Source organism: Rhodococcus sp. RS1C4, from assembly GCF_002258225.1.
GTDB classification, from domain to species: domain Bacteria; phylum Actinomycetota; class Actinomycetes; order Mycobacteriales; family Mycobacteriaceae; genus Rhodococcoides; species Rhodococcoides fascians_E.
The window spans coordinates 1-23,303 of sequence record NZ_NOXZ01000033.1 but is presented as its reverse complement, the minus strand read 5'-3'; the positions used below and the strand labels follow the sequence as shown (position 1 = coordinate 23,303).

At 64.6% G+C, this 23,303-nt stretch carries 27 protein-coding genes; 11 read left to right on the top strand and 16 right to left on the bottom strand.

Going from position 1 to position 23,303, the window contains the following annotated elements; all coding sequences use genetic code 11:
• Positions 1-12: 12 nt before the first annotated feature.
• Together CH289_RS17155 and CH289_RS17150 are read left to right on the top strand one after the other, a co-directional pair.
• Positions 13-384, top strand: coding sequence for a fluoride efflux transporter FluC (locus CH289_RS17155; protein ID WP_244165114.1), 372 nt, complete (start codon positions 13-15; stop codon positions 382-384).
• Positions 381-743, top strand: coding sequence for a CrcB family protein (locus CH289_RS17150; RefSeq protein ID WP_033189119.1), 363 nt, complete (start codon positions 381-383; stop codon positions 741-743). The genes CH289_RS17155 and CH289_RS17150 overlap by 4 nt, the downstream gene beginning before the upstream one ends.
• On the opposite strand, the gene CH289_RS17145 is transcribed toward CH289_RS17150, so the two are convergent.
• From CH289_RS17145 to CH289_RS17125, 5 genes are all read right to left on the bottom strand, one after another.
• The gene (locus CH289_RS17145; protein WP_037184581.1) at positions 728-1,297 is read right to left on the bottom strand and encodes a YdcF family protein; all 570 of its coding nucleotides are present in this window, start codon (positions 1,295-1,297) and stop codon (positions 728-730) included. The two genes, CH289_RS17150 and CH289_RS17145, sit on opposite strands and share 16 nt — an antisense overlap.
• Before the next feature lie 139 nt (positions 1,298-1,436).
• A complete protein-coding gene (locus CH289_RS17140; RefSeq protein ID WP_019663878.1) occupies positions 1,437-1,637 on the bottom strand; it encodes a hypothetical protein in 201 nt (66 codons plus the stop codon).
• 199 nt (positions 1,638-1,836) lie between these two features.
• On the bottom strand, positions 1,837-3,195 hold the full coding sequence (locus tag CH289_RS17135; protein ID WP_020110724.1) for an LLM class flavin-dependent oxidoreductase: 1,359 nt from the start codon (positions 3,193-3,195) through the stop codon (positions 1,837-1,839).
• A 13-nt stretch (positions 3,196-3,208) separates the two neighbouring features.
• A complete protein-coding gene (locus tag CH289_RS17130; RefSeq protein WP_033189116.1) occupies positions 3,209-4,438 on the bottom strand; it encodes an acyl-CoA dehydrogenase family protein in 1,230 nt (409 codons plus the stop codon).
• A gap of 76 nt (positions 4,439-4,514) precedes the next feature.
• On the bottom strand, positions 4,515-5,876 hold the full coding sequence (locus CH289_RS17125) for an MFS transporter (protein WP_033189115.1): 1,362 nt from the start codon (positions 5,874-5,876) through the stop codon (positions 4,515-4,517).
• 41 nt (positions 5,877-5,917) lie between these two features.
• Between CH289_RS17125 and CH289_RS17120 the strand changes: the two genes are divergently transcribed.
• Positions 5,918-6,496, top strand: a complete 579-nt coding sequence (locus CH289_RS17120) for an AMIN-like domain-containing (lipo)protein (protein WP_230620961.1) — start codon at positions 5,918-5,920, stop codon at positions 6,494-6,496.
• Here CH289_RS17120 and CH289_RS17115 read toward each other — a convergent pair.
• Positions 6,480-6,803, bottom strand: a complete 324-nt coding sequence (locus CH289_RS17115) for a hypothetical protein (RefSeq protein ID WP_019663884.1) — start codon at positions 6,801-6,803, stop codon at positions 6,480-6,482. The two genes, CH289_RS17120 and CH289_RS17115, sit on opposite strands and share 17 nt — an antisense overlap.
• A gap of 77 nt (positions 6,804-6,880) precedes the next feature.
• Between CH289_RS17115 and CH289_RS17110 the strand changes: the two genes are divergently transcribed.
• From CH289_RS17110 to CH289_RS17100, 3 genes are all read left to right on the top strand, one after another.
• Positions 6,881-7,504 carry a DUF5701 family protein gene (locus tag CH289_RS17110; protein ID WP_033189113.1) on the top strand — a complete coding sequence of 208 codons (624 nt, stop codon included), beginning with the start codon at positions 6,881-6,883 and terminating at the stop codon, positions 7,502-7,504.
• A 114-nt stretch (positions 7,505-7,618) separates the two neighbouring features.
• On the top strand, positions 7,619-8,155 hold the full coding sequence (locus CH289_RS17105) for a hypothetical protein (RefSeq protein WP_033189112.1): 537 nt from the start codon (positions 7,619-7,621) through the stop codon (positions 8,153-8,155).
• A gap of 88 nt (positions 8,156-8,243) precedes the next feature.
• A complete protein-coding gene (locus CH289_RS17100) occupies positions 8,244-9,533 on the top strand; it encodes a hypothetical protein (RefSeq protein ID WP_143545092.1) in 1,290 nt (429 codons plus the stop codon).
• 56 nt (positions 9,534-9,589) lie between these two features.
• Here CH289_RS17100 and CH289_RS17095 read toward each other — a convergent pair whose 3' ends face one another.
• Positions 9,590-10,924: a hypothetical protein gene (locus CH289_RS17095; protein WP_094728213.1), complete on the bottom strand. Its 1,335-nt coding sequence runs from the start codon at positions 10,922-10,924 to the stop codon at positions 9,590-9,592.
• A gap of 100 nt (positions 10,925-11,024) precedes the next feature.
• Entirely contained in the window at positions 11,025-11,375 is a 351-nt protein-coding gene (locus tag CH289_RS17090) for a VOC family protein (protein WP_033189109.1), read from the bottom strand.
• Positions 11,376-11,466: 91 nt separating this feature from the next.
• On the opposite strand from CH289_RS17090, the gene CH289_RS17085 reads away from it, so the two are divergent.
• On the top strand, positions 11,467-12,579 hold the full coding sequence (locus CH289_RS17085; protein WP_094728212.1) for a glycosyltransferase: 1,113 nt from the start codon (positions 11,467-11,469) through the stop codon (positions 12,577-12,579).
• Here the strand turns inward: CH289_RS17085 and CH289_RS17080 are convergent.
• Genes CH289_RS17080 through CH289_RS17065 form a run of 4 tightly spaced genes read right to left on the bottom strand, consistent with a single transcriptional unit; the run spans position 12,572 to position 16,117 of the window.
• The gene (locus CH289_RS17080) at positions 12,572-13,546 is read right to left on the bottom strand and encodes a glycine betaine ABC transporter substrate-binding protein (protein ID WP_037139450.1); all 975 of its coding nucleotides are present in this window, start codon (positions 13,544-13,546) and stop codon (positions 12,572-12,574) included. The two genes, CH289_RS17085 and CH289_RS17080, sit on opposite strands and share 8 nt — an antisense overlap.
• Entirely contained in the window at positions 13,543-14,280 is a 738-nt protein-coding gene (locus CH289_RS17075) for an ABC transporter permease (protein ID WP_026347574.1), read from the bottom strand. The genes CH289_RS17080 and CH289_RS17075 overlap by 4 nt, the downstream gene beginning before the upstream one ends.
• Positions 14,277-15,476, bottom strand: coding sequence for an ATP-binding cassette domain-containing protein (locus tag CH289_RS17070; RefSeq protein ID WP_019663895.1), 1,200 nt, complete (start codon positions 15,474-15,476; stop codon positions 14,277-14,279). Before CH289_RS17070 ends, CH289_RS17075 begins: the two co-directional genes overlap by 4 nt.
• Positions 15,473-16,117: an ABC transporter permease gene (locus CH289_RS17065; protein ID WP_019663896.1), complete on the bottom strand. Its 645-nt coding sequence runs from the start codon at positions 16,115-16,117 to the stop codon at positions 15,473-15,475. Before CH289_RS17065 ends, CH289_RS17070 begins: the two co-directional genes overlap by 4 nt.
• A 457-nt stretch (positions 16,118-16,574) precedes the next feature.
• On the opposite strand from CH289_RS17065, the gene CH289_RS28345 reads away from it, so the two are divergent.
• The 4 genes from CH289_RS28345 (at position 16,575) to CH289_RS17045 (ending at position 19,680) form a co-directional block, all read left to right on the top strand.
• Positions 16,575-17,201, top strand: a complete 627-nt coding sequence (locus CH289_RS28345; RefSeq protein WP_179276822.1) for a hypothetical protein — start codon at positions 16,575-16,577, stop codon at positions 17,199-17,201.
• A 22-nt stretch (positions 17,202-17,223) separates the two neighbouring features.
• Positions 17,224-17,916, top strand: a complete 693-nt coding sequence (locus CH289_RS17055; protein WP_094728210.1) for an SGNH/GDSL hydrolase family protein — start codon at positions 17,224-17,226, stop codon at positions 17,914-17,916.
• 37 nt (positions 17,917-17,953) lie between these two features.
• Complete coding sequence (locus CH289_RS17050) at positions 17,954-18,394, top strand: hypothetical protein (protein ID WP_020110710.1); 441 nt, start codon at positions 17,954-17,956, stop codon at positions 18,392-18,394.
• Between the two features lie 71 nt (positions 18,395-18,465).
• On the top strand, positions 18,466-19,680 hold the full coding sequence (locus CH289_RS17045) for an acyl-CoA dehydrogenase family protein (protein ID WP_094728209.1): 1,215 nt from the start codon (positions 18,466-18,468) through the stop codon (positions 19,678-19,680).
• 54 nt (positions 19,681-19,734) lie between these two features.
• On the opposite strand, the gene CH289_RS17040 is transcribed toward CH289_RS17045, so the two are convergent.
• From CH289_RS17040 to CH289_RS28340, 4 genes are all read right to left on the bottom strand, one after another.
• On the bottom strand, positions 19,735-20,817 hold the full coding sequence (locus CH289_RS17040; RefSeq protein WP_094708815.1) for a peptidase C39 family protein: 1,083 nt from the start codon (positions 20,815-20,817) through the stop codon (positions 19,735-19,737).
• On the bottom strand, positions 20,814-21,434 hold the full coding sequence (locus CH289_RS17035; RefSeq protein WP_020110707.1) for an RraA family protein: 621 nt from the start codon (positions 21,432-21,434) through the stop codon (positions 20,814-20,816). Before CH289_RS17035 ends, CH289_RS17040 begins: the two co-directional genes overlap by 4 nt.
• Positions 21,431-22,774: a M20/M25/M40 family metallo-hydrolase gene (locus CH289_RS17030; RefSeq protein ID WP_094728208.1), complete on the bottom strand. Its 1,344-nt coding sequence runs from the start codon at positions 22,772-22,774 to the stop codon at positions 21,431-21,433. The genes CH289_RS17035 and CH289_RS17030 overlap by 4 nt, the downstream gene beginning before the upstream one ends.
• Positions 22,771-23,303, bottom strand: a 533-nt coding sequence (locus CH289_RS28340; protein WP_218828463.1) for a type 2 periplasmic-binding domain-containing protein, incomplete at its 5' end; no start/stop codon positions are given. The genes CH289_RS28340 and CH289_RS17030, both read right to left, overlap by 4 nt.

Here is a 23,303-nt window from a genome sequence, read left to right as displayed (position 1 = left end):
AGGTCTCGTTGTGTGATCCCCACCCGCCCCGCAGTGAGCGCGACGGTGGCATTCGGCGGAGCGGTCGGTGCGGTGGTTCGGTACGAGATCTGGCACTGGCGGGATTCGCCGAAGTGGCTGTTGATCAATACTTTCGGCATCAACGTGGTCGGGTGTCTGTTGCTCGGCGCGACGTTGGGCTACCTGTCGGGACGGAATGCGCCGCTGGCGCGTGCTGCGGCCACGGGCCTCGCCTGCGGATTCACGACGTTCAGTTTCTACGCGCTGCAGGGCATCACTCACGACGGGGCGTGGAAGTCGGTTCTGTACATAGTCGCGACCCCGGTCGCCGCGGTGCTCGCTCTTGCTGCTGGAGCTCTCGTGACAAGGCCTGCGCCGCGATGACTCTGTTGCTGCTCATCGCGGTGGGTGGGGCGTTGGGTGCCCTGGTGCACTATCACGTCACTGCTGCTGTGTCCGATCCGGAACGCGTCGTGATGCTCACGCTGATCACCTGCGGGGTTCTGGGGTTCTTCACGGCCGCTGCACCGCCCGATCGGCTGGTCGGCGTCGCGAGTTTCGGATTTCTTGCTGCACTCGCGCCGATGAGTTCCGTGGCGCTGGTCTTCGTCACGCAGGTCAGGGCGCGGCGGTACAGGCGCGCGGTCGTGGTGCTCGCCGCGACGGTGATCGGCGGTATCGCGTGCGCGATGTTGGGGTTCCTGCTGTACAGCTCGGGGCTGACGCTCTACCGCAAGTTCTGACAGTCGCCCTGCACGGCGGCCTTCGCGAAGCCTGCCAGCTGGTAGAGGTACGTGTACTCCCAGTAGACGAGGGAGAAGTTGTACGTCCGCGGGACGGCCTGCATGGTGACGTCGCCGTCGAAGCACTGTCCGAAGATGTGCTTGGCCCTGGGCAGGTGATAGCGCCAGCTGACCACGATGACGTGGTCCCACCCACGTTCCTCCGCCAGGCGCTGCGTGAAGATCGCCTCGCCCCGAGTCGTGCTGGGGATCGGCTCTTCGCACAGAACGGAGTACTTCTCGGTCGTCACGCCGCAGTACTTCTTCATGTAGGGGTCCGACGGCCCGTAGGGGTCGGAGAGTACGACGGTGTCCGCCACCCCTTGCTCCGCCAGCGACACTCCGTACGCCTCACGGCCGTCGTGCTCGCCACCGAGAACGATGATGGCGTCGGCTTTCGTGATCGGGTCTATCCGGGCTTTGGTGAACGTCAGATAGCCACCGACACCGACGACGGACACCACGAGTACCGGCAGCACCACGGCCAGCACCACGAAGAGATTCCGACGATTCACTCGTCAAGGGTATGCAGGGTGATCCCCAGCGCGCCCGGTCGGCGATGGACATCACGTTCTCGCCGGTATGTGTGCGCGATCTGCACCAACCCGAACAACGGCGCAGGCTGACCCGCGCCGTTGGTTCGGTGAGCCCGGTCTACTGACTCGGCTCGGGGAGGTTGCAGTCGGTGACCTTGGGGTTGACGCCTGCGTAGTTGAGTGGGCCTGCGACCACGGTCAGTGCGATGGTTCCTACGCCTGCGCAGTTCTCGGGTGCACTGTCGAAGTACCCACGTTGGAAAACGGCGAAGGCGCCGATGACGAGCCAGACTACGACGATCAGAGTGACGAAGCGCATGATTTTCCCCTACCCGTAGCCGTGTCTCGGCTACCGCGAATCGGGCGAGTACCCGAATTCCGGCATGCTAACCGTCGACTACACGGTCACGGGCCGGAACCTGCCACCCTTTGTGCAGAGTCGACACGCCTTGTCACGTCAACGCAGGCGTGCCAGGTCCGCACAAAGGGTGGTAGGTCCATCACCCGAGGTATCACCGTCAGGCCCGCACCTCTTGCGCTCTCGGAGCCGGGGTGAGTGAGGCGTCGGCCAGGCCGAGGTGATCGCGCAGTGTCGTGCCGGTGTAGTCGGTGCGGAACAGTCCGCGTCGCTGCAGCTCGGGCACCACGTATTCGACGAAGTCGACGAAGGTGCCCGGCGCCTGGGCTGCGGACAGGATGTAACCGTCGGCCTCCCCGCCGTGGAAGCCTTCTTCTATCTGGTCGGCGATCTGAGTGGCGGTGCCGACGAACTGTGGCAGCAGAACGCCCTGGGCGTAGAGCTTGCCGATGTCGCGCAGGGTCAGTGCGTCCTTGTCGCTGAGCCGTCGGGCCAGGTCGAACAGGCCTTGACTGCCAGGAACGGCGACTTCGGTGATGGGTGAGTCCAGGTCGTACTGCGAGAAGTCGTGGTCGGTGTGGACCGACAGTGTGATCAGCCCGGAGATCGGGTCGGCCAGTTCGTTGTGGAATGCCTGCTTCTCGCGTGCGATGGCTTCCGTCTCGCCGACGAACGGGACGAACGAGGGGAAGATCTTGATGTCGTCGGGGTTGCGGCCGAAGTTCGACGCCCTCGACTTCACGTCGTCGTAGTAGGCCTTGCGACCTTCTTTCGTGGGGTCGATCTCGAAGATCGCGTCGGCCCAGCGGGCGGCGAAATCGCGACCGGTCGGCGACGAGCCTGCTTGGAAGATGACGGGTCGGCTCTGCGGCGAGTGCGGTGCGGTCAGCGGTCCGCGGGATTTGAAGTAGGTCCCGTCGTGGTCGATGGTGCGTACCTTGTCCGGGTCGGCGAACACTCCGGAGACCTTGTCCTGCACCAGAGCGTCGCGATCCCAGCTGCCCCACAGGTCGTAGGCGACCTCGAGGAATTCGTGGGCGCGGTCGTATCGCTCGTCGTGCGGCAGGTGGTTGTCGATCCCGAAGTTCTGGGCCTCGGCTTGGTTGAGGGAGGTGACCACGTTCCAGCCCGAGCGGCCACGGCTGAGGTGATCGAGCGTGCTGAAGATGCGTGCGACCTCGTACGGGTGGAAGTACGTGGTGGACTTCGTGATTGCCAGACCGATCTTCTCTGTGACGCCGGCGAGTGTTGCGGCGACGAGGGAGGGATCGATCGTCGCCGACGCCTGGGTTCCGCTGCTGAGCGGCACTTTGATGTCGTTGCCGTAGCGCACGGGTGTCGCCAGGAGGTCGGCGAAGAACAGGAAGTCGAACTTGCCGCGTTCGAGGATCTTCGCGACTCGCTCGTAGTAGTCGGGGCCGAGGTAATCGGTTTCCGACGCCGGGTGCCGCCAGGCGGCGTGCGAGTGGGTGACGTGGGATGCGATGAGAAATCCAGCGAGGTGAAGTTCACGAGACATGTGAAAGCCCTTCTCAGAAGTAACCGTTGAACGGCAACGGTTCGCCGTTGAGTACGTAGTTCCCGATCGCCGACGCTTTGTAGGCGGCTGGGTTGTGCAGTGTGATGGTGCGAATGTTTCGCCAGTGTCGGTCGAGGTTCTTGGCGCGTGATGCGGCGGATGCGCCACCGACTTCGAAGAGCACTGTTGCTGCGCGGGTGGCGATCTCGTCGATGTGGACTTTGGCTTCGGAGGCGCGAAGGGAGGCGTTCGCCGCGAGGGCCGCGTCGGGCACCCCGTTGTTCAGTGAGGCGTGGGCGGTGTCGATGGCGTCGGCCGCGGCGAGGGTGGTGGCTTCGGCGGCGAATGCCGTGCTGGCGAGGGTTCCCAATGCGTTCAGCAGGAGTGGGTCTCGGTGGAGTTCTTCGGTGGGTCCGTGTGCGAATCCGCGGGTACGGCTCTGGATCAGGGTCTTGGCGTCGCTGACGACGTTACGGAGAATTCCGCTGACCAGGCCGTGCAGGTAGAGCTGCAGGAAGGCGAATTGGTACGACGGGTCCGGTGCTGCGTCGAGTGGGATGCGCGAGACGATGTCGTCGTCGGTGACGTGCACCTTCTGGAATCGTGTCGTTCCGGTTCCGGTGCGGCGCTGGCCGATACCGTCCCAGTCGTCGACGATCGTGACGCCGTCGCGGTCGGTGGGGACGATGACGGAGGCCACGGCGACACCGTCGACGTCGGCCCAGATGCTGACGTAATCGGAGAACAGTGTGCCGGTGGAGTAGAACTTCTCGCCGTCGAGGAGGTATCCATCCGTGTGTGGGGTGAGGTGGGTTCCGTACTTGAAGTTTCCGACGGCCTGCGCGCCTCGTTCGCTGCTGGCGTTGCCGAAGATCTTGCCCTGCAGGATCAGTTGGATCCATCGGTCACTGTCGTACCCGGCGTAGTCGACGGCGGTTGCTTCGCGCAGTCGCTCTTCGACGAACCAGTAGTGCGTGCGGAGGATGTGCGCGACGATGGGGTCCGCTTCGGCGAGATCGATGATGACGCCGAATGTTTCGCGGACGGTCAGTCCTGCCCCGCCGATCTCCTTGGGCAGCCGCAGGGCACCGAATCCGGCGCGTCGGAGGGCGTCGATCTGCTGGTGTGGGTTCTCGTCGGCGAGGTCGCGGGCGCTCGCGCCTTCGGCGATGGAGGCGAGCAGTTCTCGGTATCGGGGCGAGCCCGGCTCGACGACCCCGACGGACTCGACTGTGGATGTCATGCAAAAGCCCTTTCGATCGTGTGCAGTCCGACCGATCAAACTTTCAATATCGAGGGCTCGGTGTCACCAGTTGCGATCACGGTGAGCCTGAGAGTTGACTGTGACCGGGCGTCACTGTCAACGTGTCGAGCTCCTTCCCCTTGGTTTCCGGCGCGGCGTAGGCCATCCACAGCACCGCGAACACGACGAACGCGGTGACGATGGCGAAGGTCAGTGGCAGTCCGAGGATCGGCCACATCACCGACCCGAACAGCAGGGGCGCGAAGCCGGTCGCGATACGGCTGACCGAGGAGGCGTACCCGAATCCCGACGCACGGAGCTCCGTCGGGTAGAGCTCGGAGACGTAGCAGTACAGGACCGGGATGGCGATCTGGATCACGAACCCGAACACTGCGAGACACACCAGCACGCCGGATCCGACGTCGAGCATCACCGCGAACAGCACCAGCGCGGCGCCTGCCAGTGGCCCGGAGATTCCGATGACCCATTTCCTGCCGACGACCTCGACGAGGTACGCGGACACGGCGACGCCGACGATGCCGACGGCGGTCATCAGCGTCGTTCCGGCGAAGGCCGCGAAATCGTCGTAGCCCTCTCGGCGCAGGATCGACGGCATCCAGCTGAGTGCGGCGTAGTAGAGCAGCATGATCGACACGAACAGCAGCCACGACGCCGAGGTGATCCGTGGGCTGTAGCGCCAGACTGCGGCGAGGCCTCGTTTCGGCGAGGCCTGGGCGACGATCGAATAATCTTGCGACGCAGCGCCTGTACGGGTGACCATGTCGTCGATGATCGCTCGCGCTTCTGCCTCACGGCCCACCTTGGCGAGGTAGATCGGAGATTCGGGGATCCCGCGCCTGACCCAGAACAGAAGCAGTGCAGGAAGAATCATGAACAGCAGCATGATTCGCCAGCGCACGTCTCCGTCGATCGGCACCAGCAGGGTGGCGACGACGCCGCAGATGGTGGCTCCGATGGGCCACCAACCGTCCATGGCGGACAGTACTTTTCCGCGAATCCGCCGCGGCGAGAATTCACTGACGAGTGCGTAGTCGACGGGGATGCAGCCGCCGAGGCCGAAGCCCGCGAGGAACCGCAGCAGTACGAAGGTCTCGAAGTTGGGCGACAGCGCCCCGAGCACCGAGAACAACGCGAAGATCAGCAGGGTGAGCGCGAAGGCCTTCTTGCGTCCGAGACGGTCCGCAATGGTGCCCCACACGACGGCGCCGACGGCCATTCCGATGAGGTTGCCGGTGGCGACCAGGCCTCGCTCGGCCTGCGACAGGTCCCAGTAGGACCCGAGGAGTGGCGTCAGGAAGCCGTTGAGGGCCACGTCCCAAGCGTCGAACATGAAGCCGAGACCACCGATGACGAAGATGCGGCCTTGCACGCCCCACTTCCACGGAAGTTCCTGGACGATCTGTTCACCGGTTTTCACCGATGCATCCTCTCACTGCTCGGCCGTATAGTGTCATCTCCATGCGAGCTGGGGTGGCGCTGCTGGCGGCGGCGAGCCTGTTTCTTGCCTCGTGCAGCAGTAACGAAGTGCAGTCCGAGACCGAGTCGACCACGGAAGCGACTGCCGTGGATCTGCGGTTGGTGTCGGGTTCCTTCACCGTCGGCAGCCCTGTTCTGGAAACTCCCCCGCCGTTCCACGGGGTGCCGTCGGACTCGACTCCCACCGCTCCCGGTGACGAGTACGGAGATTTCGGGATCGCGGACGTGCAGGTCGACGATGCCCGGGCGGTGTTCACGTTCACCGGCGAGGGCGTGATCAATTACGTGGGCCGGTACGTCGACTCTGCCACCACCTACGCGGGAGGCGACCTCGATGTGCCGGGGACGTCGATTCTGCAGGTCGAACTGATCTCGTCGCCGTCGGCGGATCCGCGGAACGACGTCGAGGTAGCGGCCGACGGCGGCATTCGGTCGCTGCTGACGTCGAGCGCGACGCCCGGGGTCACCCAGGCCTTCGTCGGGACGGGGTCCGAGCGTCCGGATTTCACCGTCACCACCGAATCCGATCCACCGGCACTGATCGTCACTCTCCTCGGTTAGTTCCCCTCGTCAACGGTTTGAGCACTCGGCTGGGCACCCAGTGCGTCACCGTCTCGCATCGATCCTTGGACATGAGTTGGTAGGTGACGCGGCCGATCCAGTCACCGTCGACGGTCATCGACCACTCGGTCAGGTCCCCCGGCACGACTCGTCGGACGTCGAAGCCGTCGGCGGTGAAGGTTCCACTGTGGTGCGGAGGTTGCGGGTACAGGACGGACAGGTCGATCAGGACCTTGACTGCAGGCGTCAGAACCTTGAACGGCCGACGATGCGGATCCACTCCGCCGCTGGAACCGTTCACTCGCATCGTTCGATCATATGTTCGAAGCAAGATCGACTCAATCCAGCGTTGACGTACACTGTACGGCGAGGAAAGGGCGCGCCATGATCTTCACTCTCCCGCCGCTGGAGCAGCAGGCAGCCACGCTGATCGAACTCGGTGTCCACACCTTCGCAGGTTTGACCGAGAACGATGTTGCCAACGCCGTCGCGGACAACACCGACGACGCCCTCCTGGTCCTGAGCCGTGCGCAGCCGTCGCAACTCGCTCCCCTGCTGCGGCGCAGCGGCCGGGCCGGGTTCGTGGTGACCGACATGGTCGACGTCGACCGTTTCGAACCGATCGAGTCGCTGTCCATGCCGCCGGGACCGGCCTATGTCGTCGACAGCCCCGAGCGTGGGGACGAGATGAAGAACTGGAGCCCGGACGAGGCGCTGCCGTCGATCACGGCGGCCGGCCGCAGCCCTCTTACCCTTCTCGAGGGTATTCACTGGCTACTGCAGGTACCCGAGGTACTGGAACGGGGGCACTGCTTCATGACGATCGGCTCGCGGCTGCGTAAGCCCGACGGCGCTCTGGACACCCGTACGCCCGCGGTGTGGATCAGCAACGGCACCGGCCGCGACGGGGTGGACAACCGCAACGCCCCCAAGGTCGGGTGGTGCTGGGCGGGCAACAGGCACACCTGGCTGGGTTTCGCCTCGACTGCAGGCAGGCGTCCGCTGTGACCCAGCCTGTTGTCGTTCGTCACAACGGCCCGTATTGCGAGATTCGACATCGCAGCGCGGAACTGTGACTGTGGAGGACGCAGAATCCGCCGAGAAGTTTGGAGAAGTACCCGCATGAAGGCCTCGTGTCGCTCGATCGCAGTCCTCGCAGCCACCCTGAGCTTGGGCCTCGCCGGTTGCAGCTCCGACGAAGGGACCGACAACGGCGCCGAGGCGTCGGGCGGCGACCTCTGCACGCACCTCGAGGACATCTCGACGTTCGAGATGAACTCACAGACTTCGGCGCAGATCGATCCGGCCGACTGGCCGGGTATGCAGGCGGTACTCCAGGAGTACGGCGACGGACTGTCGGAGCACTACGACCCGGCCATCGCCGCTGCCGATCCGGACATCGCGGCCGATCTGACGACGGTCCGGGACGCGAGCGCCCAGGTGACGAATCTGGTCACCGAGGCATCGACGTTCGAGGAGTACCAGCAGAAGACCGAAGCGACCATCGACGTGGACAGCTTCACCGCGGCCCGCGATGCGAGCGCTCGTATCGATACCTACGCGCAGTCCAACTGCGAGTTCGCGAAGCAGATGCAAGAGCAGCAGCAACAACCGCAGCAGCCTCAGCTCGAGGAAGTCCCCGCTCAGCCCGGCGGCTAACCCCTACGTGAGTGGAAAATGTAGGCCAGGGCCTACATTTCCACTCACGTACGAGTACCCTTGCCGTCATGACACAGCAGAAAGGCGCATGAGCGCCCCGCATTCGCTGGACGGGCAAACTCGCCGTAGGTTGTTGCGGCCCCGCCACATTCATGTCGCTGCCGGGTACGTATGGGTCATCGATGAAACCCAGCCCGTAGCAGCCCTCTTGGATCCCGCGACCGGCACTCTCGAGCGCTTTGTCTCGTGGCCGGAACTTCCCGCGACTTCCAGAACCCTTGACATCTCGAGCGACGAAGGCGGTCTTTGGCTCCACTACCGAGGCGCCGACGCCTTGGCCCGCGTCACTCCCGACGGTCTCCGTCATGCCGAATACATCGGAGGAGCAGCACTTCTCACTTCGGGCAGCATCGGAGCATGGTGTTATCGACCGGGGCGGACCCGGCGGGACGTCGCGCGGAATCCGGATACTCCGCCGCTGCGGCGTTCGTACGCAGGCCCGCAGCTGCTGCTGGCGAAACCGGACGGCGGCACGGCGGTTGTCACCCTCCGCGGCCATCTGATCACGGCCGACTTCGATGAGAAGTCACTTCATCTAGGCGTCGAGCACGAACCGTGGTCACGCACCCACTCCGGGCCCGACGGATACGCGGTGGCCTGGACGCAATCCTGGGTCGAGCTTCCTCTCGACACTGTGGCCACGAGCATCGATCCGACCGACTACCCGCGTCGCCCCCTCGACGGAGACTGGCACACCGGTGAGTACACCGACGTCACCTACAACGAGTCCCATCGACGCAAGCGAGCCGTCGGTAACGGAATCAGATGGCATTGGGGTCAGGACACGTCGTGGAAGACGATGATTGTTCAAGCTGTTCGCGGCGACCGAGTGGTGCATCGCCGGACTTTCGCCGGCACGCGAGGGGTCGAAGGCGCGGCCATCGGGGAGGACCTGTATCTGATCACCTCTCAGCGGAGCCTCCTACACTTCTCTACGCATTCCGAGACCCGAACGATAACCAGCACTGAAGAACTCGACATTTCCGAGCACTGCCGTCCTGTCGCACCGTGTCCACCGGATCATGAGTCCTACGTCGCATACTGCATTCGTCGGCTTCACGGCAGGCAGTTCTCCTCGCGCATGCGAGATGTCGACGTCCGCTTCGTCGGCGAGTGGCCTGACGGCAAGCTGCAGGTCAGCTTCACTCATGACAACTACGAGGGCATCACCCTTGTGTCCACTCTGAATCTCTACGACGAGGAAGGCAAGCGACTCGACGACGTGACCCGTTATGCCCCCGTCGAATTGATGGAACAGGCAGACACCCAGGCCTACCCGGATCCCTCCCTCGCCGTCGACGGGGTGCTCCATGTATGACTGTTCCTGTTCACCCAGGCTGCGGAGACAAGAGTGTCACCAACCTCGGTCGGCCATCAGGAGACCTCCAGGCCCGGCGTCAGGGCGATCGATTCCAGGAGTTCGATCGAAAGCGATTGAGATCCTGCAGAACTGGCCGAGATCTGCACGCGGGTTCCGCCCGGCCGCGTCACGGTGACAGTGTTGGAGGAGCGCTGCTGGTAGTCACCGTCGCCTTCGCCCGTGACACCGTAGTAACCGGCCGACGTCTGCACGACGGTCCCGTCGGCGAGGGAACGGAACGTGTCCTGTGTGCCCGAGTACGGGTCCGGCCGGATCTCGTCCTCGACGGGTACGGCCTGGCCCCCGGCGATGCTCAGCTGCAGTGTCTCGTCGGCGCCGACGACGTTCGACGCCATGCACAGCGTGTCCAAACCCATGTCCGACGGTTGGAGCGTGTCGAGCTTTCGATCGAGGGCCACCGCTCCCAGGTCGACCGATGCGAGTGCGGAGTTCAGTCGTTGCTGGTCTTCGCGCGTGAGATCGGGTCCCCCGTTCTCGGTGTAGCCGCTGCATCCTTCGCTCGGCGGGGGTGTGCCGGGCGGAACCGGCGTGCTCACTCGTAGTGCGGGTTCTGTTGCGATCAGTTCCAATTCGGGGAGCGTCAACGGGATTTCTCCGCTGTTCGCCGGCTCCGGTGTATTGGTTCTGTCGTCGGCGCTCACGTGAATCCAGGTTCCGTCGGTTGTGTACGCCTGCACGCTGCGACTGATGGTGCGGACGCCGTTGATCTCGGCCCAGGTGTCGAGCAGATCGACGACCGTGCCGTCGGGCAAGGTCTTGCGTTCGTCGAGCGAACCTGCGACGCAGTCCGGCACCGTGTGTGGCCCTTGTTGCACACTGACCTGGACCGAGCCCGACGCGTCGCCGCGGTCGACGACGCCCCAGGCGTCGGTCGATCCGCTGTAGGGGGGTTCGTCGCCGTCGCCGAAGTCGAAGATCGGGCCGAACAGCAGCGATTGTTGCGGCGCGGCGAAGGCGAGTTCGACGTCGTCGGGAAGCGCCGAGGCGACTGCATCGGACATGGCGGTTGCTTTGGGTCCGTTGAACCATGGGAACCTGGGGTTGTCGTAGGACCGCTCCCCGACGACGCTCATGCTGAATCTCTCCTCGTCCGCTTCGACGACGGTGTCGCATCCGGGGATGGGCGCGGAGGTATCGACCGGCTCACTCACCCGCACGTATTCTTCGGGTGCGGTCGGCTCGGGTTCGACGGTGGGAGATGTTGCTGCCGTTGTCAATTCGGGCTCGGCAGGGGCCTGCAGGGCTCCGGCCACGACGATTCCGACCGCGACGATACTGACGACGACGAGACCGTCGGTCCACCGTGCTCTGGCCGATCTTTCGCTCATGATGCTCGCCGCCTACTCGATGTCAGTACGACGGCATTGTCGTTCGTACCGACAGGTTCGTTACGAGAGGCAACGATAGGCCATTGCGAGTCCCGACCGCCTAGCCCTGCGTCAGTTCCTGTACGAAAGTGACGGTGTTGCCTGCTGGGTCCGGGGCTGCGACGGTTTTGACGACGCCGGGGTATTCCTGAATTTCGCCGACGGTGATGCCCGCGGCCGTCAGTGCCGTCGCGTGGGCGTCGATGTCGCCCACACCGATGACGACCGAGGTCTTGCCCGCCGAGGCGGTGTCGATGCAGACCTGAACCCAGGCGTTCTCGGCGATCTGCCATTCGGCGGTGTCTTCCATGGGTTCGACGTCTGGCTCGCGGCCGAAGAGGGTGGTGTACCAGGCACGCGCTTCGGCGAAGTTCTCCACCGGAAGAATTGCAACCACACTGTCGAGCGTCATCTGGCCTCCTGGTATGCGGGTGATCTGGACAATACCGACAGACCACGACACCTACAACCGATGTGCTTGCCGAGGCGGTAGCGTCCGACCGATGCGAATTCTTGTTGCTGCCAGTGGCGGTGAAGGCCATCTCGGTCCGCTGCTTCCCTTCGTCGACGCTGCGGCCGAGGCCGGTGACGACGTCACCCTCGTCGTGCCGCCGGGGCAGGTGGCCACTGCGCGGTCGACGGGTGCCGATGTACGCGTCGTCGATGCACCGCCTGCCGACGAGGTGGCCCGGGTGCGGCGGGCGTTGGCGTCGAGCGACCGGGAGGTGCGGGTACGTGCTGCCGAGGTCGAGTTGTTCGGCCGCATCAACACTGCGGCGGCACTGGAGAAGACCGTCGCTGCGGTCGCTGATGTCGAGCCTGAGTTGATTCTGCGGGAACCCTGCGATTACGCGAGTGCCATCGCCGCGGTGCGGAGCGCAGTACCTGTGGCCACGGTGGGCATTTCGCCTGGACTTGCCGATATTTCCGGCTTGCGCATGGCGAGCCGAGTCATCGAGGACTACGCACCGGGTGTCACGACGACACTGGAGGCCGCGCCGTATCTGACGCGATTCCCGGGCGACGATCCGACGGGGTATCCGGATACACGCCGTTACGGATTCACGATCGATCTCGATGCGCGTACCGAACAGAACCCGCCGTTGGTGTGGCTGACGATGGGCACGGTCAACACGCAGCTCGAGAACATTCGCGGCACATGGGATGCTGCGGTGACCGCGCTGGCCGACCTCGATGTGAGCGTCCTGGCCAGTACCGGCCGCGGTGGATCGACTGTGCGCGGCACCGATCGCATGGAGGTCGTCGACTGGATCGAGCTGCAGGACATACTGTCTCGTGCAAGTGTCGTCGTATGTCACGGGGGTTCGGGCACGACACTGGCATCGCTGGCTGCGGGAGTTCCGTTGGTGACCGTTCCGATGATCGCGGATCAGCCGACCAACGCAGCGATGGTCGAGAGCCTGGGCGCGGGGATCACCGTCGCGCCCAGCTCGCCCGCCGCCGGTCTGACCGTCGAGGATGCACCGCGGTTGCGTCGCGCGATCCACGATGTCCTGACCGATCCCTCCTACCGTTCCTCGGCACGCCGAGCAGCGACCCGCTTTTCCGAAGTCCCTTCGGTGAGCGAACGCTTGGCCCAACTCCGGCTCACGTGACGAGGCCCTCGCTCCGCAGCCATTCGTAGGCGACGTCGGCGGGATCTTCGCCTTCGATGTCGACCTTGCCGTTGAGTTCCTGCATCAGGTCGTCGGTGAGGCGCTCGGAGATCACCCCGACGAGGTCGGCGATTTCCGGGTGCGCTTCGAGGACGGGTGCGCGGACGACGGCGGTGCCGCTGTAGGGCAGGAAGAACTTTCGGTCGTCCTCGAGCACGGTCAGGTCGAGGTTCTTGATGCGACCGTCGGTGGTGTAGACCATGCCGAAGTTGCAGGGCGAGCTCTGCGCGGTGGAGGTGTACACGACGCCCGCGTCCATACGGGTGACGTTCTTGCCCTCTACGCCGTTCGGTCCGTCGAGGGGAATGTCGTAGGTGTCGAGCATCGGACCGAATCCATCTGCGCGGGAGAAGAATTCGTCGTCGACGCAGAAGGTGCGGTCGTTCGGGGGCAGCGCGGCGACGTCGGACAGGGTTTTCACACCGAGCCGCTCCGCGGTGGCCGAGGAGGCCGCGAAGGCGTAGGTGTCGTTGAAGTTCGCCGGCGGCAACCATTCCAGGTTGTTGGAGCTGAGTTCGAGGTCGTGTACTCGCTGCCACAGCTCGTCGGGATCGGCGATCGTCTCGGTTTCACCGTGGTAGTTGACCCAGCCGGTGCCCGTGTACTCCCAGAGGATGTCCGCGTCTCCGTTCAGCTGGGCCTGGCGTGACGACGCCGATCCTGGTGCCCCGGTGAGGTCGCTGACGTTGGCGCCGGCTGCCGCGAGGTACGTCGCGGTGATCTTGCCGAGCAGTACGCCCTCGGTGAAGCTCTTCGAGGTGACGACGAGAGATGCGCCGTCCAAGGGTTTTTCGCCGTCGGTCAGGCTGGTGGACTGGAAGGTGCCGGACGAGCTGACGAGTCCGCAGCCGGCGGCGACGCTCGCGATGAGCGCGAGGGCTCCGACCCGTAGAGAATGCCGAATCATGCCACTCCTCGTGGGGTTGCGAACAGTTCGACGAGGCGTCCCAGCCAGTCGATCGTCAGCGCCAGCAGCGCGACGAGGATGGCGCCGGAGATGAGCAGCTTCGGGAGGAACAGCGTCACGCCGGTCGTGATGAGGGTGCCGAGGCTGGTGGCGCCGATGAACGTGCTCAGCGTCGCGGTGCCGACCAGGATGACCAGCGCGGTCCGCACTCCGTTGAGAATGACGGGAACGGCCAACGGCAGCTCCACCTGGACGAGTGTGCGGATACCGGAGTACCCGATGCCTCGGGCGGCTTCGATGGTTCGCTTGTCCACCTGGTCGATGCCGACGATGGTGTTCTGGAGGATCGGCAGGATGGCGTACACGACCAGGCCGACGACGGCCGTCCGGAAGCCGGTGCCGAGCCACATCGTCAGCAACACGATCAGTCCGACGGCGGGTGCGGCCTGGCCGATGTTGGCGAAGTTGATCGCGAACGGTTTGAACGGCTTGACCTTCTCGCGGGTCAGCAGGATGCCGAGCGGGATCGCGATGACGACGACGAACACGGTTGCCGTCAAGGTCAATTGGATGTGGTCGAGGATCGTGGTCTTCAGGGTCGACCAGCCGAGCGATGCTTCTTCGGTCGGAGTGAGCGTCGTCGATCGGTACCAGAGGAAGTAGCCGACGCCCAGAACGATGATGAGCAGCGGCTCGAACCACACGTCTATCGGTGTGCGGCGCAGTCGATTCATGTGGCCGACCCCTCCGCGTGCTGGGTGTAGGAGACGTGCCCGTCGCCCTCGCGGGCTTCGTCGAGTTGTCCACGGACGACCGACATGACGGTCTTGATGGTCAGCGACCCTGTGACGACGCCGCGGCCGTCGGTGACGACGACTCCGCCCTGGCTGGCGGCGAGCATGACGTCGAGTGCGTCGTTGAGCGTCGACGACGGTGCGACGACGGGTAGGCGCGGGTCGATGTAGTCGGAGACCGTGTCCTTGGTGGCGACTTCGTCGAGCGATGGCCAGGACCGTGGTTTGCCGTGCTCGTCGACGACGACGATCCAGGTCACGCCTGCGGCGCGTGCGCGGCCGATGACTTCCTGCGAGGAGTCGCCGACGCGTGCGGTGACGACGGGCTCGTGTTCGACGTCCTTGACCCTCGAGAGCGTCAGGTGGGCAAGCGTCGCGCCGGAGCCGATGAACTCTTCGACGAAGGCGTTGGCGGGCTTGGCGAGAATTTCCTCGGGGGTGGCGTACTGCTCGATCTTTCCGCCTTCGGAGAGGATGAGCACCTTGTCACCGAGTTTGGTGGCTTCCTCGAAGTCGTGGGTGACGATCACGATGGTCTTGGCGACTTCGTGCTGGATCGCGATGAGGCTGTCCTGCAGGCGGACTCGGGTGATGGGGTCGACGGCACTGAAGGGCTCGTCCATCAGCAGAACCGGTGGGTCCGCCGCGAGTGCACGTGCGACGCCGACGCGCTGTTGCTGTCCGCCGGACATGTCCTTGGGGAGTCGGTCTCGGAAGGTGTCCGCGTCGAGGCCGACGAGGTCGAGGAGGTATTCGGTGCGCTCGGCGATGCGTTTCTTGTCCCAGCCCAGCACTCGGGGGATGGCACCGATGTTCTTCTGCACCGACCAGTGGGGGAAGAGTCCGCCTGCCTGGATGACGTATCCGATGGACTGACGCAGCTTGTCGGGATCTTCGCCGGTGACGTCGCGGTCGCCGATGAAGAGCCTGCCCTCGGTGGGCTCGATCAGCCGGTTGATCATCTTGAGGGTCGTCGTCTTGCCGCAGCCGGACGGCCCGACGAAGGCGACGATGTGTCCGGCTTCGATCTCGAGGTCGATCTTCTGGACGGCGGGCTTGGTCTGGCCACGATACTGCTTGACGACGCCGTCGAGCCGAATCGAAGCACCCGAGACGGTGCGGTCGGTGTCGGTCATGACAATCCCTTCGAGATGGTGAGGCGCCCGAGAAGGACGAGCAGGGCGTCGAACACCAATGCGATGACGACGATGAGAACGGTTCCGGTGACTGCCATTTCGACGGAGTTGGTTCCGCCCAGCCTGGACAGTCCGTTGAAGATGAGCGATCCGAGGCCGGGTCCGAGGACGTAGGCGACGATCGCGGCGACGCCGACGACCATCTGGGTGGACACGCGGATGCCGGTGAGAATCACGGGCCACGCGATCGGCAGCGATACGGAGACGAGAATTCGCCAGCGGGACAGTCCGATTCCGCGGGCGGATTCGATGGTCGCGTCGGGTACCGATCGCAGTCCGACGATCGCGTTTCCGATAACGGGCATCGCGGCGAAGAACGCGAGCATGATGAACGACGGCACCACGCCGAGCCCGAACGGGACGATGAGCAGTGCCAGCAACGCGAGCGACGGGATGGTCAGTGCCACTCGACTGCTCGTCAATGTCAGAGCCGAGAACAACGGGAGTCGGTGTACCGCGACCGCGACGACTATCGCGACGAGACTGCCGACGAGAACAGTTTGAAATGCCAGTGACGCATGCTGATACGTCAGAAAGGAGAGGAACTGCCCCCGCCCCTGAAGATAGTTCCACAAATCCACGCGTATCTCCCTTTTGCAGCCGCGTATTTCACCGAACACAGTGCTGCCGGTTTCAGTTCGGGGACGTTACCGGCATTTCCCCGCCTTCGCGGGGTTTTACCCCTCCGGCGGGTGTAGGGTCGGTGCGCGCGAAAACGGGATCGTGGCCCGTTCACCTGCAGGGATTCCGACCTCGGGGACGCTTCGCGGAACGCCGGTCGCACTTAAAATCAGCTCGAGCAGAATTGCCCGCTCCCGTGGTCGCCGGACCGTCGAGCGGTCGGGTTCATCGAAGAAAATGAGCGACTCGACGGGATCGAGCGCGGCTCGCGGGCGGGCCGACGGTTTACGGACACGCGCGGTCGACAGGGGCCCCACGCTGGGGCGATGCCTCGGGTACCGTTATCGGACCGGGAAGTTCGGTAATGAATTGTCGCCTACTCCCGATGAACCAGACACATTCCGAGCCAGGAGGGACATGCCGAACCGCAGCCGAGCACCCAGGCACGCTGCTGCCCTGGTGAGCGCGGCTGTCTCGGTGGGGGCTGCGGCCCTGCTGCTCGCCGGATGTACCGCCGACGCCGAGGCTCCGACGCCGGTGAGTTCCGCGGCACCCACCACGACCACTGCCGCGGACAGCACGTCCACCAGTTCGGTACCGCCGCCTGCACCTGCCGCCGAGGCGACGACGCCCCTGTTGGTGCCACCGAGTGTCATTGCCTCGGCGTCCGAGCCGCCGCCGTACGAGCCACCGTCGTACGAGCCACCGTCGTACGAGCCACCGTCGTACGACCCGGCGACGCAACCGCAGGACGTCACCTACGATCCGCCGCCGGTCGCCTCTTTCGATCCGCCCGCGCCCGTGACGCCGCCTCCGAACCCGATCGACTCGCGAGGATTCCCGCTGGGGACGACGTGTGGGCCGGTGTCCTGCACCTCTCCCGACGGTCTGATCTTCGTCAATCCCGAAGCGGTCCCCAATTTGAGCGACCGGGGCTTCGACCTGTGTGATCACACGTACTGTCCGCCTCCGGGACTGCAGATCGTTCCGGATCAGCTGCCGTCGACGGGCAGCTCGGGCGGGACTCCGACGTCACCTCGCTGAGTGCGTACGGCACAATTCGGGCGTGCTGAAGACGCGGCGGTATCGCATTCTCCTCGCCGGCGGAGTTCTGCTGGTGATCGTCGCGGGGTTGCTCCTCGGCCCACTCAGGAAGCCTGCGCTGTACGTATGGAATGCCGAGTGCTTCGGCTGGAGTACCTCCGACAGTGGAGTTCGTATCGCCGCTCTCGGCGATTCCATCGCGGAGGGAAACTCGGCCGTCGGGTGGGGAATCCACGGTGACACCTCGTGGTATTCCCATCTGGTGTGCGGGGCGGACGCACGCGGCGCCGATGCAATCAATGCAGGTCGACGAGGGCAGACGACGGCTCAGATCCGGGCCCGTATCGACGAAGTCCTGGACGCGGAACCCCAGGTACTGGTCGTGGGCGGTGGCACGAACGATCAGGCCCGCGGGGTGCCGCTCGAGCAGACCATGGACAATCTTCGTTTCATCCTGGACAAGGCGCGCGATATCGAGACGGTTGTACTGACGACGGTGCCGCGGTCGAGATCTGCGACGGACGATCGTCTCGACACGGCGATCAGAATCCTTGCGGCTCAGCGCGGAATCCCCCTCGTCGATTTCGCGTCGACGCTGACACGACCGGGCGCGACGTTCGACGGAATCCATCCGACGGCCGATTCGGCCAGGATCATGGCAGATCAGGTGGCCGATGCCGCCGGTCTGCGCGTAAGAATCGCGTCGAGCGAATAGCTCACCCGAATCGTCTCGATAGTCCACTATTGACGCCATGAACTCGGACCACGGCATGTCGACTCTCCCTGATGTGGAGAGCGCGCAGTCGATCACGGCCGTCCTGTTGTCCGCCGGCGGGGAGTCCGACGGGTGGTCCGGGGAGGTGCTCGAGGCACTGTGCCGCACCCATGCGCGTGCGCATCTGCATTTCATCCTTCCTCCACCGTCGAACATCTCCATTCAGTTGTGCAATTCGATGTCGGCGGCGTTCGGCGCGTTCACCGGTCCGTTGCCGGATTACTCGTCTGCGGAGACCGTGATCGAGAACCTTGCCGAGCAGTTGGCACCGACGGGGCGCGGATGGTCGTGGGCCCCGAGTCCGTCGGTGATCGGTAAGTCGGCGACTGCTCGCTCGAAGCCTCGTACGGTGCTCGGAGCTCGTCGTCGGCCGCTGTACGCACTGTGGTTCCGGGCGTTGAATTATCGGCCCATCTGACCGTTCACGGCTTTCGTTCACACTGATCCAATACGTGGTCGATCCGGCTGTGGTGCGCCACCATAGCGGTCATGACGACGGTAATCACACGTAGCGCTCCACCCGCTCTCGATTCCGACGAGTTGCGTTCCATCATCGAGGAAATCGCAGCCGACGCGAAACGTCGACGCGACGGCGAGGACGGACCGCCGTTCGTGGCCATCGACCTGATCCGTGAGCACCGATTGGGTGCGGTGCGCCTTCCGGTGGAGGAGGGTGGAGCCGGATACACGCTCCGAGAACTGTTCACACTGTTGATTCGTCTGGCGGAGGCCGACCCCGATGTTCCGCACATCATCCGGATTCATCTCGGTTTCGTCGAGGAACGTCGACGCACACCCGATCGTGTGTCCGGGGAGTTCTGGCTCGACAAGATGCGTGACGGACTGCTCATCGGCGGCGCGAACAGTGAACTGACCTCTCGCGCAGTCGGTGTCTACACCTACGACACCACGCTGACGCCGGACGGAGACGGTTATCGCCTGGACGGCACCAAGTTCTACAGCACCGGAAGCCTCTTCTCCGACTACCTGCGTGTGTCCGCGAACGATTCGGAAGGAAAACAGGTTTCGGCTGTGGTCCCTGCCCACCGCGAGGGCATCGAGCACGTGAACGACTGGGACGGAATCGGTCAGCGCCACACCGGTAGCGGCACGACGCGGTTCGTCAACGTGAGAGTCGAGAAGTCGGAGTTGTTGCCGTTCCAGTGGTCCGAGCACTCGGTGCGTCCGCGGCAGGCGTTCCCTCAGTTGCTGCTGCATGCCGTCGGTGCGGGAATTCTGCGCTCCGTGGTGTCCGACGCGTCGGAACTGGTGCGTGGACGCGCTCGCTCCTACACCTTCGCGGCAGCGGAGGAGCCGCGCCACGACCCGCAACTGTTGCAGATCATCGGATCGCTTTCGGCCGCAGCGTATGCCGCGGAGGCGATCGTGTTGACGGCGTCGGATGCACAGGACATCGCGTCGGCGGCGTTCCTGGCGTCCGGAGAACCGGACGAGAAGCTCGAGCACGACGCAGCCCTCGCCGCAGCGAAAGCCAAGATTTCCGTCGAGGGTCTGGCATTGAACGCCGCAACCGAGCTGTTCGGCGTCGGCGGCGCGTCCGCGACCCGGCAGAGCGCGCACCTGGATCGGCACTGGCGCAATCTCCGTACCTTGTTCTCGCACAACCCAACCGTGTACAAGGCACGGACCGTCGGGGACTTCGTGGTCAACGACGCCGCACTACCGTCGGTCGGTTTCTTCTGATCGCTCGACAGGGTGGAGATGCATGGGCTGTGCATCTCCACCCGATCGACGGGGTTACCGATCGAAGGCGAGGATGGCGCGGTAACGAGGCGATCCCCACCACGCGAGCTCGTCGAGTGTCTCGACCGGAACCGGGTGGTTGTGCAGGTCCACCCAGGTTTCGCCGACCTCGACGGCGGTCGAGGAATCCTGCACCAGGAAAGCCCCATCGTGGAAGCCGTGGACGACGATCCAGTGCGGTCCATGCCTGCCGCGCTGGTAGTAAGAGTCGATCAGCGGTATCAGAATCTTGCCCGACTCGGCCAGCTCACGGATGAAGTCCGCAGAGATGTCCTGCACGACGGTCTCGACTCCGAGCTCGGCTGCTTCGTCGGCGAACTGACCGGAGACGAAACGTCGCAGCTCGCGGTCCTCCTTCGAGCGAGAGGTGTCGGTCCGCTCGGGGTCTTCGTCGGTCAGGTACAGCGTCGGGACGTACCCTCGCCTCGCCGCAGCAACCGCAAGCCCGTAGGGCATGGTGCCGCCGCTCGCGGTCCCTTCGCGCCACAGGCCCAGCTCACGGGTGCGATCGAGGCCCTCCCCCGCACCGAGCAAGTCGAACGTCACCATCAACGAGACAGGCCCACAGGTGAATCCTGTGGTCTGACGGTAGTACGGCGGCTCGACGGGATCGGCCAAGGCGACACGCCACTTCACCAATCCGACCGGAACGGCACCGTAATCTGTTATGTCATCGGCGAGTTCGTCGACCACGGGCCGTACCGGGTTGATCGGCTCCCGCAAGGACTCGTAGCCGAGTGCCTTCACCTGCGCGACCAGCGGACTTTCCTGTGGTAGTTGCCATTTGACAGCCACCGCAGTACGCGCGAATGCGTACTCCTCCAAGGCTGCCACCAGTTCGGCGAGCACCGGCTCACCCAGCCAGGCGCCCACCACCTTCACGTACGCTGCGTGCGGACGGTTGACGACGAGCAACAAACCCTGAAGTGCGCCGTCGGCGATCGCGGTGACGGTGTGCGCTTCCTGAACACCGCCGTAGATCTCGGCCTCGGCCACGAACTCGGCAGGCAATCCGTCGATTTTCGCCAGGGCTTCGACCGGCCGTGTGTCGAGCAAGGTCACCTCGATCTGCGTCATCGGACCACCGCCGTGAACTCCTCGGTGATACGTGCTTTGACAGCGGGCTCACGTGCTTCGCGCTCGGCGAGATCGGCGACGACGGCAGGTGCCTCGTCCTGGGTCAGGACGGCGATACCGTCACTGTCACCGAAGACGATGTCGCCGGTGGCGATCACTGCGCCGCCCGCGTCTACGGGCTGTCCGACCGATCCTTCGCCGCCGATTCGGCGCGTGGTGCGCGGACTGACCGACCGGTAGTAGACCGGCAGTCCCGACGCTGCGATCTCGTCGAAGTCGGTGATCGCGCCGTTGATGACGATGCCGTTCGCTCCCGACACGGCGATGCGGTGCGCGACGATGCCGCCGATCGAAGCACGACTTCCCGAACCCGGTTGCGAGACGACGAGAACGGTACCCGGGGTGAGCTGATCGAGCGCCTCCTTCAGGGCCGAGGCGTCGTATTCGCCGATCTGGACCGTCAGCGCGACACCCGTGAGCCTGATCGGACGCGAGATGGGATGGAGCTCGGTGACGAACCCGTGGTCACGGTGATGCCCGAGGGTGGATGTTCCCACCGTCGTGAGGTGCCGGAAGGTTGTCTCGTCGATCTCCGGTCGTCGTGTCTGGGTGCTCATTCCCTCTCTCCTTCAGTTGATTCCACCACTAGAAACTTCTTCAGCGACTGTTCGAGGGCTGCGGTGGTGAGTCGGATCGATTCGACGTCGACGCGTTCGTCGTCACCGTGGAATCGGCTACGGAACGACGCCATGTCGACCTCCCGGGAGTACAGACCGAATCCGTAGACGATCGAGCCGGCGGCCCGTAGGTGGCGTCCGTCGGTACCACCGGGCATGATCATCGGAACAAGATGCGCGCCTGGGTAGAACTGCCTCATTGCGTCCTCGATGACGGAGTAGAACTCCGTTCGAGGGGGCGAGCTGCTCGCGGCACCGGTGAACTCCTCGATCACGTCGATGGACGACAAGAGTTCGTCCAGAACAGTTTTCAGGTGACGTTCGACGTCGTTCTCGTCCTGGCCTGGCAACAGGCGGATGTCGAGTCCGACGGTGGCGCGACCTGGTATGACGTTGCGCTTGTCCCCAGCATCGACGATGTTCGGCGAGACGGTCATATGCGTCATCGCGTGGCCGTAGCCCTTCAGATCCCCGAGTTCGCCCAGCGCGTCGTTCAGAGTCGTCGGATCGAGCAGTCGTGCGCGCAGTTGCGGAGAGAAGTCGGAGGCCTCGACGAAGGACTGCCAGTGCTCGAGAACCACAGCTTGGCCCGGTTCGTTCAGTAATCTGGTGACGGCCTCCGCGGCAATACCCGCCGCGTTGCGCGCTCCCCATGGCGTCGATCCGTGGCCGGGTCTCCCGTGGATCTCCAACCGACGCGGCGCTCCGCCTTTCTCTCCTACTGTCAGCGTGACGCCGGGCGAATCCTGCTCACTCAACACGATTCCGCCGTTCTCGGTGAGCGAGTACGTCGCCGCGATGAGTTCGGGCCGGTTCTTGGTGATCCAACCGGCTCCCCACGTACCGCCGGCTTCCTCGTCGGCCGTCGCCGCGAAGACCAGATCGCCGCGTAGCCGAATCTTGCTCTGCGCGAACGATTTGAACACCACCGCCATCGAGGCGACGAGTCCGAGCATGTCGATTGCGCCTCTGCCCCAGACGGTCCCGTCGATCAACTCACCGCCGAAGGGATCGTGGGTCCACCCCGACGGGTCGGCCGGAACCACGTCGAGGTGGCCGACCAGCGCCACCGACGGAGCTCGAGGATCGGTTCCTCGTAGCCTGCCGATCAGGTTCGCACGACCTGGCGCAGGTTCGACCACCTCGAAGTCGACGCCGATGTCCCCGAAGAACTGCTGCAGCACCGCGACGTTGCGGGTCTCCTGACCCGACTCCACGGTGCCGTCGTTGACGCAGGCACTGCGAATCAGCGCCTGCAGCAGTTCGACTGTCTCGCTCACGACGCCACCACCGCGTCGATATCGGTCGGAAACAGTGCGTCGACGTCAGCGGGCGTGTCCAGCAGGCCCTGCTCGTACTGCTCGGTGAGAAAGTCGGAGATCATGGTTCTGTTCTGCTCCAATCCGTAGGGCATCCAATCGCGGCCGAACACCCGCTCGGTGGTGCGGAGTTCGTCGACCAACCACGGGGTGACGTCGGCGAGTTTGTTGTGACGCAGGATGCTGAGACGCTTCGAGTCCTCGATGGCGCGTACGACGGCCAGGACGGTGTCCGGCGATTCGTCGAGCAGCGCCGTCCGCGCGGCCAGAACGTGAATGCCGGGCACGTACCCGACCCGCAGGTAGTACGCGGTTTCGGCCGCTCGGACATCCGGGAGCAGCGGGCGCAGCAGCGAGTCCGCAGCATCGAAACCCGGCGGCATGAACGGGGTCATCACAGCGTCCAGGCTCTTGTCCGACAAGCCGCCGACCAGCGTGTCACCGTGGTCGAGGTGCTGCACGTGCGGGCCGGGGCGTATGGGCCCGATCC

Coding starts and splice junctions, on each gene's coding strand:
- CH289_RS17050 (WP_020110710.1), top strand. CDS start 17,954: ATGAACTCGGACCACGGCATGTCGACTCTCCCTGATGTGGAGAGCGCG.
- CH289_RS17040 (WP_094708815.1), bottom strand. CDS start 20,817: ATGACGCAGATCGAGGTGACCTTGCTCGACACACGGCCGGTCGAAGCC.
- CH289_RS17090 (WP_033189109.1), bottom strand. CDS start 11,375: ATGACGCTCGACAGTGTGGTTGCAATTCTTCCGGTGGAGAACTTCGCC.
- CH289_RS17045 (WP_094728209.1), top strand. CDS start 18,466: ATGACGACGGTAATCACACGTAGCGCTCCACCCGCTCTCGATTCCGAC.
- CH289_RS17140 (WP_019663878.1), bottom strand. CDS start 1,637: ATGCGCTTCGTCACTCTGATCGTCGTAGTCTGGCTCGTCATCGGCGCC.
- CH289_RS17085 (WP_094728212.1), top strand. CDS start 11,467: ATGCGAATTCTTGTTGCTGCCAGTGGCGGTGAAGGCCATCTCGGTCCG.
- CH289_RS17135 (WP_020110724.1), bottom strand. CDS start 3,195: ATGTCTCGTGAACTTCACCTCGCTGGATTTCTCATCGCATCCCACGTC.
- CH289_RS17070 (WP_019663895.1), bottom strand. CDS start 15,476: ATGACCGACACCGACCGCACCGTCTCGGGTGCTTCGATTCGGCTCGAC.
- CH289_RS17115 (WP_019663884.1), bottom strand. CDS start 6,803: ATGCGAGTGAACGGTTCCAGCGGCGGAGTGGATCCGCATCGTCGGCCG.
- CH289_RS17035 (WP_020110707.1), bottom strand. CDS start 21,434: ATGAGCACCCAGACACGACGACCGGAGATCGACGAGACAACCTTCCGG.
- CH289_RS17130 (WP_033189116.1), bottom strand. CDS start 4,438: ATGACATCCACAGTCGAGTCCGTCGGGGTCGTCGAGCCGGGCTCGCCC.
- CH289_RS17110 (WP_033189113.1), top strand. CDS start 6,881: ATGATCTTCACTCTCCCGCCGCTGGAGCAGCAGGCAGCCACGCTGATC.
- CH289_RS17105 (WP_033189112.1), top strand. CDS start 7,619: ATGAAGGCCTCGTGTCGCTCGATCGCAGTCCTCGCAGCCACCCTGAGC.
- CH289_RS17075 (WP_026347574.1), bottom strand. CDS start 14,280: ATGAATCGACTGCGCCGCACACCGATAGACGTGTGGTTCGAGCCGCTG.
- CH289_RS17080 (WP_037139450.1), bottom strand. CDS start 13,546: ATGATTCGGCATTCTCTACGGGTCGGAGCCCTCGCGCTCATCGCGAGC.
- CH289_RS17120 (WP_230620961.1), top strand. CDS start 5,918: ATGCGAGCTGGGGTGGCGCTGCTGGCGGCGGCGAGCCTGTTTCTTGCC.
- CH289_RS28345 (WP_179276822.1), top strand. CDS start 16,575: ATGCCGAACCGCAGCCGAGCACCCAGGCACGCTGCTGCCCTGGTGAGC.
- CH289_RS17150 (WP_033189119.1), top strand. CDS start 381: ATGACTCTGTTGCTGCTCATCGCGGTGGGTGGGGCGTTGGGTGCCCTG.
- CH289_RS17095 (WP_094728213.1), bottom strand. CDS start 10,924: ATGAGCGAAAGATCGGCCAGAGCACGGTGGACCGACGGTCTCGTCGTC.
- CH289_RS17100 (WP_143545092.1), top strand. CDS start 8,244: ATGAGCGCCCCGCATTCGCTGGACGGGCAAACTCGCCGTAGGTTGTTG.